At 67.1% G+C, this 14553-nt stretch carries 15 protein-coding genes and 1 pseudogene; 6 read left to right on the top strand and 10 right to left on the bottom strand.

The annotated features are described in order from the left end of the window. Positions 1-13: 13 nt before the first annotated feature. Positions 14-454 (top strand): SRPBCC family protein, encoded by a 441-nt coding sequence (locus PGN37_RS20835; protein WP_335332901.1) that lies wholly within the window; start codon positions 14-16, stop codon positions 452-454. On the opposite strand, the gene PGN37_RS20830 is transcribed toward PGN37_RS20835, so the two are convergent. Then, a complete protein-coding gene (locus PGN37_RS20830) occupies positions 451-1446 on the bottom strand; it encodes a cation diffusion facilitator family transporter (RefSeq protein WP_442932975.1) in 996 nt (331 codons plus the stop codon). The genes PGN37_RS20835 and PGN37_RS20830 overlap by 4 nt on opposite strands. Before the next feature lie 133 nt (positions 1447-1579). Between PGN37_RS20830 and PGN37_RS20825 the strand changes: the two genes are divergently transcribed. Then, complete coding sequence (locus PGN37_RS20825; protein ID WP_335332899.1) at positions 1580-2020, top strand: SRPBCC family protein; 441 nt, start codon at positions 1580-1582, stop codon at positions 2018-2020. Between the two features lie 10 nt (positions 2021-2030). On the opposite strand, the pseudogene PGN37_RS20820 reads toward PGN37_RS20825, so the two are convergent. Together PGN37_RS20820 and PGN37_RS20815 are read right to left on the bottom strand one after the other, a co-directional pair. Beyond that, positions 2031-3201 (bottom strand): annotated as a pseudogene (locus PGN37_RS20820) (pyridoxal phosphate-dependent aminotransferase). A gap of 113 nt (positions 3202-3314) precedes the next feature. Further along, entirely contained in the window at positions 3315-4232 is a 918-nt protein-coding gene (locus tag PGN37_RS20815; protein WP_442932980.1) for a DUF5996 family protein, read from the bottom strand. 59 nt (positions 4233-4291) lie between these two features. Here PGN37_RS20815 and PGN37_RS20810 point away from each other — a divergent pair, with 59 nt between their 5' ends. After that, the gene (locus tag PGN37_RS20810; RefSeq protein ID WP_335332897.1) at positions 4292-5398 is read left to right on the top strand and encodes an alkene reductase; all 1107 of its coding nucleotides are present in this window, start codon (positions 4292-4294) and stop codon (positions 5396-5398) included. 24 nt (positions 5399-5422) lie between these two features. Here the strand turns inward: PGN37_RS20810 and PGN37_RS20805 are convergent, their stop codons facing one another. Genes PGN37_RS20805 through urtA form a run of 7 tightly spaced genes read right to left on the bottom strand, consistent with a single transcriptional unit; the run spans position 5423 to position 11718 of the window. Next, positions 5423-6121: an urease accessory protein UreF gene (locus tag PGN37_RS20805; protein ID WP_335332896.1), complete on the bottom strand. Its 699-nt coding sequence runs from the start codon at positions 6119-6121 to the stop codon at positions 5423-5425. After that, the gene (locus tag PGN37_RS20800) at positions 6102-6593 is read right to left on the bottom strand and encodes an urease accessory protein UreE (protein ID WP_335332895.1); all 492 of its coding nucleotides are present in this window, start codon (positions 6591-6593) and stop codon (positions 6102-6104) included. Before PGN37_RS20800 ends, PGN37_RS20805 begins: the two co-directional genes overlap by 20 nt. Further along, positions 6590-7417 carry an urease accessory protein UreD gene (locus PGN37_RS20795; protein ID WP_335332894.1) on the bottom strand — a complete coding sequence of 276 codons (828 nt, stop codon included), beginning with the start codon at positions 7415-7417 and terminating at the stop codon, positions 6590-6592. The genes PGN37_RS20800 and PGN37_RS20795 overlap by 4 nt, the downstream gene beginning before the upstream one ends. Continuing rightward, positions 7414-8034: an urease accessory protein UreG gene (gene ureG, locus PGN37_RS20790; protein ID WP_335332893.1), complete on the bottom strand. Its 621-nt coding sequence runs from the start codon at positions 8032-8034 to the stop codon at positions 7414-7416. The genes PGN37_RS20795 and ureG overlap by 4 nt, the downstream gene beginning before the upstream one ends. A 13-nt stretch (positions 8035-8047) precedes the next feature. Continuing rightward, complete coding sequence (gene ureC / locus PGN37_RS20785; RefSeq protein ID WP_335332892.1) at positions 8048-9763, bottom strand: urease subunit alpha; 1716 nt, start codon at positions 9761-9763, stop codon at positions 8048-8050. A gap of 1 nt (position 9764) precedes the next feature. Then, positions 9765-10472: an urease subunit beta gene (locus PGN37_RS20780; protein WP_335332891.1), complete on the bottom strand. Its 708-nt coding sequence runs from the start codon at positions 10470-10472 to the stop codon at positions 9765-9767. Between the two features lie 4 nt (positions 10473-10476). Next, complete coding sequence (urtA, locus tag PGN37_RS20775; RefSeq protein WP_335332890.1) at positions 10477-11718, bottom strand: urea ABC transporter substrate-binding protein; 1242 nt, start codon at positions 11716-11718, stop codon at positions 10477-10479. 214 nt (positions 11719-11932) lie between these two features. Here urtA and PGN37_RS20770 point away from each other — a divergent pair, with 214 nt between their 5' ends. From PGN37_RS20770 to PGN37_RS20760, 3 genes are all read left to right on the top strand, one after another. Continuing rightward, positions 11933-12943, top strand: a complete 1011-nt coding sequence (locus PGN37_RS20770; RefSeq protein WP_335332889.1) for a helix-turn-helix transcriptional regulator — start codon at positions 11933-11935, stop codon at positions 12941-12943. A gap of 51 nt (positions 12944-12994) precedes the next feature. After that, complete coding sequence (locus PGN37_RS20765; protein WP_335332888.1) at positions 12995-13183, top strand: hypothetical protein; 189 nt, start codon at positions 12995-12997, stop codon at positions 13181-13183. 153 nt (positions 13184-13336) lie between these two features. Continuing rightward, positions 13337-14548 (top strand): acetyl-CoA C-acetyltransferase, encoded by a 1212-nt coding sequence (locus tag PGN37_RS20760; protein ID WP_335332887.1) that lies wholly within the window; start codon positions 13337-13339, stop codon positions 14546-14548. Positions 14549-14553 lie beyond the last annotated feature (5 nt).

Here is a 14553-nt window from a genome sequence, read left to right as displayed (position 1 = left end):
CTATGGTTCCCCCGTGGCCACCAAGGATTCGCGCGAAGTCGTGATCGAAGCAACGCCGGAACAGATTCTCGACGTCATCGCCGACGTCGAAGCGACCCCGACGTGGTCGCCGCAGTACGAGAGGGCCGAGGTGCTGGACCGGTTCGACGACGGCCGTCCCAAACAGGTGAAGATGGTGGTCAAGGCGGCCGGCCTGACCGACGAGCAGATCATCGAATACACCTGGGGTGACAACGAAGTCAGCTGGACTCTCGTGTCGGCCGGCCAGCTCAAGGCGCAGGACGCCAGCTACACACTGACCCCTGACGGCGACAAGACGCGGGTGCGTTTCGACATCGCGATCGATCTGTCGGTGCCGCTGCCCGGCTTCATCGTCAAGCGCACGATCAAGGGCGGTGTCGAGACGGCAACCGAGGGGCTGCGCAAGCAGGTGCTCAAAGTCGTCAAAGGCTAAGCGAGCCGGTCGAGCGCATCGGGCTCGGCAATTGTCAGCACGGCGTCGACGATGGTCGGCTCGGCCTGCAACCTGTTCTCCAGATCGCGTAGCGTCTCGGCGATCCGCGATTCCGCGGCGTCGCCCACCAGATCGACGCTGGCCACCAGGAACAGCTGTTTGGGCCCGACGAACACCAGTCGGATGAATCGGACGGAGGCCACCTCTGGCATCCGCTCGATCTGAGCTATCGCGGCCTGACGGAGACGCGGGCTCGCCGATTCGCCGACCAGGAAGCGGCGATTGCGGTCGATCAGGATCACCGCGACGACGCCGAGCAGCAGGCCGACCAGGATGGAACCGATCGCATCCCAAATCGCGTCGCCGGTCAGCTGGTGCAGACCGATGCCGGCCAGCGCAATCAGAATTCCGAGAAGGGCCGCGGTGTCCTCGGCGAACACCGCGCGCGTGGTCGGATCGGAGGTGTCGAGCACATGGGAGAGCAGTTCTCGGTCGTAAACGCTTGCCTCTGAGCGCAATTGACGGAATGCCTGCAACAGCGACGACCCCTCGAGGACGAACGCGACACCGAGCACGATGTAGGCCACCAGGTAGTTCTCCGGGCCCGACTCCCCGTGCAGGATCTCGGTGATGCCGTGCCATACCGACACCGTGCCGCCGACGACGAAGAGGCCCACCGCGGCGAGCAGCGACCAGACATAGGCCTCTCGGCCGTAGCCCAGGGGCCTATCCCCGTCCGGCGGCCGGGCACTGCGCCGATTGGCGACTATCAGGAAGCCTTGATTCGCGGTGTCGGCCCAGGAATGAGTCGCTTCCGCGGTCATCGAGGCCGATCCGGAGATGACCGCGGCGACGGTTTTGGCGACGGCGACGGCGAAGTTCGCGGCGAGCGCGATGACCACCGTCCGCGTGCTCTCCCCGCCGCTCGGTGAGTCGAGCTGGGCCTCGGTACGTGCGGGGTCGGGCCCGGTGTCGGGCCCAGAGTCGGGCACAGCGTTCATGGCAGCGTGCATTGCCCGCCGCGAGCGGGCACAAACGTGGCGGTCCGCGCCATATTAAGAACTGTCATAAAATTAGCTGGACAATATCCTGCGCATGTTCGGGACCACCGTTATGCTTTGCCGCATGGCTGTCCGTGCTTCCAGCGAAGTGGTGATCGAGGCGCCACCCGAGGTCATCCTCGACGCGTTGGCCGACATCGAGGCGGTCGCATCCTGGTCGGCGCTGCACAAGGCGGCAGAGGTCATCGACCGGCACCCCGACGGTCGTCCTCACCACGTCAAGGCGACGGTGAAGATCATGGGGATGAACGACAAAGAGCTGCTGGAGTACCACTGGGGCGACGACTGGGTGGTGTGGGACGCACAGCGGACGTCTCGGCAGCGCTGCCAGCACGGCGAGTACAACCTGGTGCAGGAAGGTGAGGAGCGCACGCGGGTGCGCTTCGACCTGATCCTCGATCTCGCGGCGCCGTACCCCGCATTCCTGGTCAAGCGGGCCAAGCGGATGGTCCTCGACGTCGCGTTGGAGAACCTGCGGCAGCGGGTCATGGCCGGCGCGCGTTAGGAACGGTGCGCTAGGAACGCAGCGCGCCAAACCGGTCGATCGCCTCGTCGAGCGTCTGCTCGCGTTTGCAGAACGCGAACCGGACCAGGTGGTTCCAGTCGCCGGCGTGCGACGCGGCCGGATCGCAGAACGCCGACATCGGAATGGCCGCCACCCCCCACTCGCTCGATCAGCTCGGTGCAGAACGCCCTGCCGTCGTCGTAGCCCAGCGGTCGCGGATCGGCGGTCAGGAAGTACGTCCCGAAGCTGTCGAACACGCCGAAGCCGATCTCGCGCAGCGCGGCGGCCAGCCGGTCACGTCGGGTCTCGAAGGAGTGGCACAGGGCGTCCACCCACTCGTCCCCGGTGTCGAGCGCCGCGGCGACGGCGGGCTGGAACGGCGCCCCGCCCACATAGCTCAGGTACTGCTTGGCCGCCCGTAGTCCGGCGATCAGATGGCTCGGCCCACACGCCCACCCGATCTTCCAGCCGGTGACGTTGAACATCTTTCCGGCGCTGGAGATCGTGACGGTGCGCTCTGCCATGCCCGGATAGCCGGCCAGGGGACGGTGTGTGCGGCCGTCGAACACCAGGTGCTCGTAGACCTCGTCGGTGATGACCAGCAGGTCGGCGTCCACCGCCAGTTCGGCGAGAGCCTTCAGCTCGTCGTCACCGGCCACCGCGCCGGTGGGGTTGTGGGGTGAATTGACAATGATGGCAGCAGTTTTCGGGGTGATTGCCGCGCGTAGTGCGTCCACGTCGATGGTGAACCGTCCACCGTCGTTGCGCATCGGTATCGCACGCCGGTGGCACCCCGCCATGGCGATGACGGGGGAGTAGGAGTCGTAGAACGGTTCGATCAGCAGCACCTCGGAGCCCGGTTCGACCAGACCCAGGATGGACGCGGCGATCGCCTCGGTCGCGCCGACGGTGACCAGCACCTCGGTGTCGGGGTCGTAGGAGATTCCGTAGCGTCGCCGGCGCTGGTCGGCGATGGCCCGGCGCAGGGGTGCGATTCCCAGGCCGGGCGGGTACTGGTTGTCGCCGTCGGCGATCGCCTTCTCCGCCACCGCGAGCATGTCGTCGGGCCCGGCTTCGTCGGGAAATCCCTGGCCGAGGTTGACCGCGCCGAGTTCGGCAGCGCGAGCCGACATCTCGGCGAAGATCGTCACCGCGTACGGGTGCAGCCGCTCAACCGTCATTGTTCCGAGGTTAATAGCTCAGCCGGCATGCGTGGCCCGGGCCGAGATGGACGAAATGGCGAGCTCGTCTCGGCTTTACCCGCCCCAACGTCGGTTTGGGCGGGGGTGGGTTCTCAGAGGTGGCGCGGCGGGGTGACCGGCTGCTCGGGCCACTCGGCCAAGTCGCCGGCCACCGCGGCCGTCGCGTCGAGGAATCGGCGCAGCAGCCGTTCGGGATCGTCGGACGTCCGGACGGTGCGGTACGGCAGCACGAATTCGCCGAGCCCGGCGTCGAAGGAGGCGCCCTCGACGCCGAGGTCGGCGGTGTCGTAGCCGTCGGGCTGCGGGTAGGCATAGGCGTAGAAAACGCCTTCCTCCGCGCCGCCCGGCCAGTAGCCCGCGCTGGCAACCTCGGCGTTGTAGGCCTCTGTCATCACCCAGTCCGGGCAATTGGGCACACCGCCCGGATGCGGTGGCGCCTGCCGACCGGAGAAACGCGTCACGGCCAGGTCGAAGGCACCCCAGAAGAAGTGCACCGGGCTGCTCTTGCCGGTGAAGTCCGCGCGGTAGTCGGTCATCACGCGATCGGCGCTGACCAGCGAGGTGAAGAAGTTCCTCACCGCGGCGGCGTCGTAGCTGGCGTGCTCGGTGTCCTCGGCGAACGGGGTGGCGTGCTGCAGCTCCACGGGAGTCGGGCTGATCGGCACGTCGATGCCCAGGTCGTCGAGGTGGCCGCGGAACTCGGCGTAGAAGTCGGCCACACTACGTGGCTGCAGCGCCATGCTGCGCGACCTACCATCGGTCACCCGGATGTGCAGCACATGTTCGACGAGGTCGAAGCTGACGTCGAAAGCCGTTCCTTGCCAACGCATCAGGGAGGTCGTCAATCCTCGGGCGTCGACGTAGAACACGGAGTTCCACCAGTGGTTGACCGTCGGCGTGGCCGCCAATTTCACCTTCCCGACGATCTGAGTCCACAGATGAACCGTGTCCCGGGTGTCCTGCCACTCCGCCACCACCAGTGCCGGCCAACCGTTCGCTTGTGTCATCAGACCATCATCGACGACGGGCGGCGGGAATGGATCCGAGTCTGCCCGCGCTTGAGAGAAGCATGACGTTCACCCTCGGCGCGGATGCGGCGCTGCGCAAGCCCCTTCAGTTCGGTGCGCTCTCCACGGAGAATCGACTCTTCATGGCGCCGTTGACCAGATCGCGAGCCGACGCCGACGGCACGCCGTCAGCGCTGGCCGCGGAGTACTACTCGCAGCGCGCGCAGGCCGGTCTGATCATCAGCGAGGCCACCGCGGTCTGCGAGCAGGCCAACGGCGCCTACCTGAACACCCCGGGTATCTACACCGATCGTCAGCAGGACCGGTGGTCGGAGATCGCGTCGGCGGTGCACCGTGCGGGCGGCAAGATGTTCGTCCAGCTGTGGCACGTCGGCCGGATGGCCCATCCGGAGATCAGCGGCTTCGACGCGGTGGCGCCGTCGCCGATCGCCGCCGACATGGTGACGCACACGCCCACCGGCAAGAAGCCGCTGCCGGTGCCGCGGGCGCTGACCGTCGAGGAGATCGCCTCGATCGTCGGGCAGTTCCGCTCTGCTGCTCGCCGGGCTGTCGACGCCGGAATGGACGGAGTCGAAATCCATTCCGCCAACGGCTATCTGCTGCACGAGTTCCTCTCCGATGTCGTCAATCAGCGCACCGATTCCTACGGCGGCTCCCCGCAGAACAGGGCCCGCTTCGCCGCCGAGGTCGTCGAGGCCGTCGCCGACGAGATCGGTGCCGACCGCGTGGGTCTGCGCATCTCACCCGGGAACACCGCCGGTGACATGTCGGAGATCGACCAGATCAGCGCGTACGAATTGCTGCTGTGCCGGATCAAGTCGCTGGGCATCGGCTATCTGCACATCGTCAGTGAGCCGTCCGCCGAGCCTTTCGCCGCGCTGCGCACTCAGTGGGAGGGCACCCTGGTGCTGAACACCCCGCGCACCGTCGACACCGATTTCGAGACGCTGGAGAACCTCGCCAAATGGGGCGTGATCAGTGCTGCCGCCGTCGGACGCGGGTTCCTGGCCAACCCCGATCTGGTGACGCGCCTGGAGGTGGGAGCAGAGCTCAACGAGCCCGACGTGGCGACCTTCTACGCCCCGGGACCGGCCGGTTACATCGACTATCCGACCCTGGACGAATTGGTGACGTCCCAGTCGGCGTGACGCTACGGCCCCCGGTCGGGTGGCCTAGGTGGCGAACAGTCGGGCTGTGCGGGTTTCGTGACGCATGCCGCTGATCTCCAGGGTGGGCGCGGTGCTGCTCACGTCCTCGAGAGCGCGCCGGCATGCCTGCGCGGCGAGGTCGACGATCAGGTCGACGGCACGGACCTGTGTCCGCTGGCTCGCCAGGGGGCCGAGTCGCCCCAGCCGGATGGCGGCGCTCAACATGGCGGCCAGCTGAGTTCTCAGTGAGCCCATCACCGCCGCGCCGAGCGCGATACCCAATTGCGCCTGGAGTGCTCCTTCGACCACGGCATTGTGGCCCGGTGTGGCAGCTGAGAGAACCGCGACGAGGTAGTCGGATTCGGCGGCCAGCCCGGTGGCGTGCGCGGCCGAGGCCAGTTGCCGGCCCGTCGATGTCGACGCGGTGCGGCCGTTGTCGGACAGCTTGTAGGAATCGAGGCGCTGATCCAGTTCCAGCAGGCTGCCATCTGTCGCGTGGGCCCGCCACGCAGCTGCGACGAACGTCGCATCCAGCGGCGCGTAACTCTCGGACAGATAGCCCATGACCGCCTCGGCGATGTCGGCGGGCCCGGCGTCGGCCCGCTCGGTCAGCCACTCCTCCAGCCCGTGGCTGTGCACCATGCGACCTGACGGAAACGCGCTGTCGTGCAGTTGCATCCACAGCGCGAGGCTGGCCGCGGGCTCAGTGGTGATGGCCGGCATGGGTACTCGACGACGTCCGTGACCAGCCCAGGGCGGCCAGCCGCACAGATGTGACGGTGCCGACGATCCCGAGCTCGGCGAGGAGCTCGACCGCAGCCTGCTCGCTGGTGAACAGGGGTGCGGCGACTCCGAAGTCGGAGACGTCGATCGGCGCGTGTTGATTGCCCAGCAGGTATCCCAGCAACAGCATTCGGCGTGCTCCGTCAGCGTCGGCGTGGTCGGCGAAACCGGCGGTCACGGCCGGTTCGGCGGGCCGACGCACCACCACGATCGCTGTCCCGTCGTCGGCGATCACCTCGCCGGCCCGCAGGAACGACCCCCGCGGGAGGGTGATGCGGATCTGCAGGCCGGTGTCGGAGGTGACCACTTGGCGGTGTTTGGCAGCATCGCCCCACCCGATGTCGACGTGATGGCGCACGCGCCCGTCGAACCTGCCGTCGTCGGCATCGCCCAGGTCGGCAATCGCGTTCACGCGGCGTGCCCGGGCGTGAGCGTCGGCGCGACGGATGTCGACCAGGCGCGGCAGGCAGCGAACAACCGCTCGCGCACGCGAGCCAGCTCGGGGGCGTGCGGCGCACCCACGCGCACGAAGACCCCGTTGTCGCCGGGCAGTGAGCTGGCTCCACCGGGGCAGTCGCCGAGCGCATGTCTGATGTCCCGCACGAGCGCGCCCGTCGCACGGCCCGGCGTCGCAACCACGAACGTGGCCAGGTAGTCGCCCTCGATCAGCGGTCCGCCGTGGCCATCGCAGGGCTGTACCAGCTGCCGGTCCCGGGCGACGATCCGACCGTCGACACCGATCTCGAATGCACTGTCGTAGCGCGCGAAGCGGAACCGCTCGCCGTGCGCGATCCTGCCGGCGGCGACCGCGTCCCACCCGACGTAGATCCCCCCGGTCTCGACGTCGACGCGCAGCCGCTGGGTGAAGGAGGAATCGGCGTGCGGAATGACGGTGCCGGGGCAGTACTCGAGGTGCGCGCCGGCGTCGACGGTGAAGGCCATGCGGTGCCGCGAGCCGGGACCATCGCCGGCGAAGACCTGGGTGGCCGCCTGCGTGGTCAGGCGCAACTCACTGCGTGCGCCGCACCGCACCACAGTCATCAGATTGTCATCGGAAAACGTTCCGCCGCTGGGGCTTTGAACACACAGCGTGGCTGCGCCCGGTCGGTCGGGATCGCAGTGCAGCGGTGTCGTGACGCGCTGCGGATAGCGTTGGTGCAGCCTCGCCGCACGTGTGCGCCCCGAGGCGTCGGCCACGACGTGGATGTCGAGTGTGCCGGGGTGGATCGTCGTCACCGGATGGCCACCTCCAGCATCGCGCCGTCGATGACCAGTTCGGTCAGCCGGGCGAGGCCGTCGCCCGAGTTCAAGTCGGTGAAGACGGTCGGCTTGACCGGCCGGGCCACCGCACAGTCCCGCGCCATCCTGTCCAGGTCGGCGCCGACCAATGGCGCCAGGTCGATCTTGTTGACGACCAGAAGGTCCGCCTGGAGGAGGCCGATTCCCTTCTTGCGTGGAATGTCGTCGCCCCCCGCGGTGTCGATGACGAAGACCCAGTAATCCACTAGGTCCGAGGTGAACGTGGCGGCCAGATTGTCACCCCCGGACTCGATCAGAATCACGTCGAGGTCGGGGAAAGTACGGCATAGCCGTTGTGCTGCGGCAAGATTGGCAGAGGGATCTTCTCGGATGGCGGTGTGCGGGCAGGCGCCGGTCTCGACCGCCAGAACACGTTCGGGGTCGATGACGCCGCTGCGCCGCACCCGCTGTGCGTCCTCGTCGGTGACGAGGTCGTTGGTGATCACCGCGACGCTGAGGCCGGCGCGGATCAGATCGGGCACCAGGGATTCGACGAGCCGGGTCTTCCCGGACCCGACCGGACCACCGATACCCACGCGTACGACGTCGGACATGTCCCGCTCCTGCTCACTTGAGGGTGTACCGGCGGCCCAGGGGCACCCGGGTCATCGGCTCGCTGACGCACGGCCGACCGTCGACGATCACGCGGTAGGTATCGGGCTCGATCGTGATGTCGGGCAGATAGTCGTTGTGCAGCAGATCCGCTTTGGTGAGAGCGCGGGAACCCCGGCACGCCACCAATCGCGTGGCCAGCCCGAGGCGCTCACCCAGTCCGCTGTCGAGCGCTGCGCCGGCGACGAAGTTCACCGAGACATCGGCGGGCGCGCGGCCGAACGCCGCCCATTGGGGCCGGTAACGCAGAGGTTCGCACGTCATCAACGACGCATTGGCCTCACCCATCACCGACCACGCAGGGAAACCGCCCTTGAACACCACCTCGGGCCTGATGCCGAAGAACTTCGGTTCCCACAGCACGATGTCGGCGAGCTTGCCCGGTTCCAGCGAGCCGATCTCGTGGTCGATCCCGAACAGGCGGGCGGGGTTGATCGTCAGCTTGGCGATGTAGCGCAAGATGCGCGCGTTGTCGGCGCCGGTGCCCTCGTCGGCAGGCAACGCCCCGCGGGTGGCTTTCATGTGGGAGGCGAGTTGCCATGTGCGGGCGATGGTCTCGCCGATGCGGCCCATGCCCTGGGAGTCCGAACCCATCGCGGAGATCGCGCCGAGGTCGTGCAGGACGTCTTCGGCGGCGATGGTCTCGCGGCGAATTCGTGACTCGGCGAACGCGACGTCCTCGGGTATCCGTGGGTTGAGGTGATGGCACACCATCACCATGTCGAGGTGTTCATCGAAGGTGTTGAGCGTATAGGGATTCGTCGGATTCGTCGATGACGGAAGGCAATACGGCTCTCCGACGACCCGCATGATGTCGGGCGCATGGCCGCCGCCGGCGCCCTCGGCGTGGTAGGTGTGGATCGGGCGGCCGCCGATCGCCGCCATGGTGTCTTCGAAGAAGCCCGACTCGTTCAGGGTGTCGGTGTGGATTTGCACCTGCAGGTCGAGTTCGTCGCCGGCGTCGAGTGAGGCTCGGATGGCCGCGGGTGTGGCTCCCCAGTCCTCGTGGATCTTGTAGCCGATAGCGCCGGCCAAGCCCTGCTCTATCAGCGGCGCGACGCTGGACGCACTGCCGTTGCCGATGAACCCGAAGTTCATCGGAAATCCTTCGGCCGACCGCAACATCCGGGCTAGGTTGTTCGGCCCCGACGAGGTGATGCCGACGGTGACGGGCCCCAGCCCGCCGCCGATCATCGTGGTCACGCCGCTGGAGATGGCCTCCTCGACCAGCCCTGCACTGTCGAAGTGCACGTGAATGTCGATGGCACCCGCCGTGGCGATCATTCCCTCGCCCGCGCGGATATCGGTGCCGGCGCCGATCACCAGGTCGGGATCGACACCGTCCATCGTCCTCGGGTTCCCGGACTTGCCGATCCCGGCGATTCGTCCGTCGCGAATGCCGATGTCCGCCTTTCGGATTCCCAGCACCGCGTCGATGATGAGCACGTTGGTGATGACGAAATCCAACGCGCCGTCGGCGTTGGTGATGTCGCCGTGTACGGCCATGCCTTCGCGCATCGTCTTTCCGCCGCCGAACACGGACTCGTCCCCGTAGACGGTGGCATCGTGTTCGACTTTCGCGAGCAGTTCGGTGTCCGCGAGCCGGACACGGTCACCGGTGGTGGGTCCGTAGAGCTCGGCGTAATGGCTGCGGCTGATCCGATGTCCCACGTCACACCTCGCGAGCGGAGTCGAGGAAGCCCAGATCGCGGATTCGGCCCATCAGGTCATCGCCGGGAGCCGTCGTCGTCGAGGCGTTGGTCACGTCGTTCTGGCCGATCACGACGCGCTCGCCGCCGTAACTGGTCAGCGCCACCTGCTGTTCCTCTCCGGGCTCGAAACGCACGGCGGTGCCGGACGGGATGTCCAGGCGCATACCGAACGCGGCGGCCCGGTCGAAGCGCAGTGCGCGGTTGACCTCGAAGAAGTGGAAGTGGGATCCCACCTGGATGGGTCGGTCCCCGGTGTTCCCGACGACGAGGGTGACCTCGGTGCGGCCCGCGTTGAGTTCCAGTTCGCCGGCGCAGGGCAGGATCTCACCGGGAACCACGTCCGGCTCGGATGGTGATGCGGTTCCGGGACCGATGGCGTCGTGCACAGTCACCAGTTTCTGGCCGTCTGCGAAGAACGCTTCCACCTGGACCGAGCCCAGTAGGGTGCGTACCCCGGGCATGACGTCGTCATCGGTCAGCACCGCCGCACCATGCGCGGCGGCTTCGGCGACGGATGCGCCGGCCCGTGCCGCTTCGACCACCTCGTCGGCGATCAACGCGCGCGCTTCGGCGTAGCTGAGGGTCAGGCCGGCCGACCGGTGCTTGCGCGCCAGTTCGGCGGCCAGGAACAACAGCAGCCGGTCCTCGTCCTTGGGTGTCAGGTGCATGGTGTCAGCCCGTGATTCCCGCGGCCCAGGGGTAGCCCTTCAGGTAGGGGTCGGGCTCGATCGGCGCCGGCGACTGCCACACCTGGTAGATCAGGCCGTCCGGCCCCACCCGGCCGATCCGCGCGGTCTTGGTGACATGGTGGTTCTCGCCGTCGACGGTCATCGTGCCCTCGGGAGCGTCGATGGACACGCCGCCGGCGGCGCTGCGGATGTCATTGGTGGCGAACGACTTCGCTTTCTCCACCGACGCTTTCCACACGTAGACGGCGGCGTAGGCCGACTCCATGGGGTCCGACGTCACCCGGTCGGCGCCGAACCGCTTCTTGAAGTCCGCGACGAACTTCGTGTTCTGCGGCGTGTCGAGCGTCTGGTAGTAGTTCCACGACGACAGCTGGCCCTCGAGTGTTCGTGCGCCGATACTGCGGACTTCCTCTTCGCCCACGCACATCGACATGACCGGCATGGCTTCGGCGGTCAGGCCGGAGTTCTGGTACTCGCGGAAGAATGCGACCAGGGAATCGCCGACGACGACGTTGAACACGGCGTCGGCGTCTGCGGTGCGGATCTTGTTGACGATGGTCGAGAAGTCGGTCGAGCCCAGCGGCGTGTAGTCCTCGCCTTTGATCTCGATGCCGTTGGCCTTGGCATAGGCCTTGACTATCGCGTTCGAGGTGCGGGGGAACACGTAATCGCTGCCCACCAGGTAGAGCGACTTGACGCCCTGCGCCTTGAGATAGTCCAGCGAGGGGATGATCTGCTGGTTCGTGGTCGCGCCGGTGTAGAAGATGTTGGGCGAACTCTCCAGGCCCTCGTACTGCTGGCCGTAGTACAGCAGGGCGTCGTTGTCTTCGAAGACCGGCAGCATCGCCTTGCGGCTGGCCGACGTGTAACCGCCGAAAACTGCTGCCACACAATCGGACTGAACCAGTTTCTGGGCCTTCTCCGCGAAGATGGTGGGTTCGGACGTGCCGTCCTCACCGACCAGCTGCAACTGCTTACCCAACACACCGCCCGAGGCATTGACCTGTTCGACTGCCAGCACGATCGCGTCTCGGATCACCGATTCACTGACCGCGAGCCCGCCGGAGAGCGAGTTGATCGCGCCGATCTTGACGACATCGCCGGACGTGTCTGCGCAGCCGGTCTGCGCTGCAGAGGTGTTCTCGTCTCCCGCCCGGCTGCCACACCCGGCGAGTACGGTCGCCGCCGCGGCGAGCAGCGCGACAGTGCTACGGATTCTGTTCATGGGGTCGCCCCTCGGTGAGGTGTGTCGATGTCCACACCACGCTGTGGGACGACTGTCGGGTGCCGACCAGCCTAGGAAGGCTGCCGAACGACGACCATGGGAGAAATCTCCCAAATCAGCCGACCGTTTCCGCGCTGCCTCGAACCGGAAACGCCCCCGAAACACCGTCTGCACATGATGGCCTCACGGGCTGACGGCGAAGGAACACATGGGTATGGCGGGAATCTACGGTGACGTGCTCGGAAGTGCGCTGAGCATGGAGACTCGCGCCCACGACATGCTCGACGCGCTGGGTGCCCGCGCCGCGTCGTCGGCGTCGGCGATCTGCCTATGGGATCCGATCCAGCGCCAGCACGTGGGTGTCGCCAACCGTGACTATCCCGAACAGGTGATGGAGCACTTCAATTCGTGGTTCGTCGACAACGATCCGCTCTTCGATGCGATGCGCGTGCATGGTCTCGGGGCCCTGCGCTGGCGCGATTTCCCCGCCTATCGCGAGGGGTACTCGGTCAACAACGTGTTCCGTCCGGCGGGGTTCGACGAAGGATTGTCTGCCCGCCTGGTCACTGCTGACGGCACCTACGTCGGCACTCTCCATGTCAACTGTGACGATTCCCGATATCCCAGCGACTCCGACGTCGCCGAGATCAACACTTTGCGCGAGCAGATGGCTGCGCAGCTCGATTTCTCGGTGCGCCCGAGGATGGTGGCCGAGTTGGTGGCGCCGCAGGCGCAGGCGTGGGCGGTTGACGATCACGGCCGTGTCCATTTGTTGCGGCGGGGTGACACCACCACCGAGGAGCTCGATCCGGCAGTCGTCGGAGAACTCGCGTGCATGTTCCGTACCGCCGCCACGTTCGCCGTGGACGGACTGCGGATCCACGACGGAACCGCGTGGCTGCACGTGCGCCGCATCGGGACTTCGCCACGGTTCCGCGGCGACAGCCTGGGGGCCGTGTTGTTGGTGACGCGGGCGCCGCTGCCGCTGGGGATCACCACACGCGAACTCGACGCGCTGACCCTGGCTGTGTGCGGCCTGACCAACACCCAGATCGCGGGGCACCTCTACATCAGCGCCCGCACCGCGGGCCATCATCTGGAGAGTGCCTCGGTGAAGATGGGCGCTCCGAACCGCGCGGCCTGCGCGTCCCAAGCGGTGGCGCTGGGTCTGCTGTCGGCCCACGTGCTGCGTGGTCTGGTCGGCAGGGATTCCGTGGCCGTCTGACGTAAGACTTCTGTTGGTGTGCGCCATCCGATGCCGGGTAACACAATGCGCATGGCTACCTACCGTGTGCTCAACCCCCAGGGCGACGTCGTCGACACGAAGGACATCGAGAGCGCGGAGGACGCACACGCCTGGTTCGTCGACCAGAAGGCGGACAACTCCGAGTTGGGGTGGCGCATGGAGGTCGAACACGACGGCGAGTGGTCGTTCTTCGACGACACCGAAGGCACCTCCGACTGACCCCCTGCTCGGCAGGGGGCGGTGACCCCTCTCTCCAGGGCCCAACCAAGCGGTTGGGCGAGGCTGCTAGCATGCCGCTAGAGGAGCAGCCTCCCCGCGGCGTCCGGCATGGATGCGCCGCGGATTCCGATTTGAACAGGACCTGGAGACCACATGTCCGAAGAAGCCTTCATCTATGAGGCGATTCGCACCCCGCGCGGTAAGCAGCGCGGCGGATCGCTCAATGAAATCAAGCCTGTCAACCTGGTCGTCGGCCTGATCGACGAGATCCGCACGCGCTACCCCGACCTCGACGAGAACCTGATCAGCGACCTGATCCTCGGCGTCGTCTCCCCGGTCGGCGATCAGGGCGGCGACATCGCCCGCACCGCGGGCCTGGTGGCCGGCCTGCCGGAGACCACCGGCGGATTCCAGCTCAACCGGTTCTGCGCCTCGGGCCTCGAAGCGGTCAACCTCGGCGCGCAGAAGGTGCGCTCCGGCTGGGACGACCTGGTGTTGGCCGGCGGCGTCGAGTCGATGAGCCGCGTGCCCATGGGGTCTGACGGCGGCGCCTGGGCGGGCGATCCCGAGACCAACTACCGCATCGGCTTCGTGCCACAGGGCATCGGTGCCGATCTGATCGCCACCATCGAGGGCTTCTCCCGCGAGGACGTCGACGCCTACGCCGTGCGCTCGCAGGACCGCGCCGCGGCCGCATGGTCGGGCGGCTACTTCGCCAAGTCCGTCGTCCCGGTCAAGGATCAGAACGGTCTGGTCGTGCTCGACCATGACGAGCACATGCGTCCCGGCACCTCGCTGGAGAGCCTGGGCAAGCTCAAGTCCGCGTTCGAAGGGCTGGGCGCGATGGGCGGCTTCGACGACGTGGCGCTGCAGAAGTACCACTTCGTCGAGAAGATCAACCACGTCCACACCGGCGGCAACAGCTCGGGCATCGTCGACGGCGCCGCGCTGGTGCTGATCGGCTCGGAGAAAGCCGGCCAGTCGCAAGGGCTGACCCCGCGCGCCCGCATCGTCGCGACCGCGACGTCCGGTGCCGACCCGGTGATCATGCTGACCGGCCCGACGCCGGCCACCAAGAAGGTGCTCGACCGTGCCGGCCTGACGGTCGACGACATCGACCTGTTCGAGCTGAACGAGGCGTTCGCCTCGGTGGTGCTGAAGTTCCAGAAGGACCTGAACATCCCCGACGAGAAGCTCAACGTCAACGGTGGTGCCATCGCGATGGGCCACCCGCTCGGCGCCACCGGCGCCATGATCACCGGAACCATGGTCGACGAGCTCGAGCGCCGCGGCGCGCGGCGTGCACTGATCACGCTGTGCATCGGCGGCGGCATGGGCGTGGCCACCATCATCGAGCGAGTCTAGGAAGG

This window comes from Mycobacterium kyogaense, assembly GCF_036946525.1.
GTDB classification, from domain to species: domain Bacteria; phylum Actinomycetota; class Actinomycetes; order Mycobacteriales; family Mycobacteriaceae; genus Mycobacterium; species Mycobacterium kyogaense_A.
The sequence above is the reverse complement of the archived record's forward strand: the minus strand, read 5'-3'. Positions and strand labels throughout refer to the sequence as shown.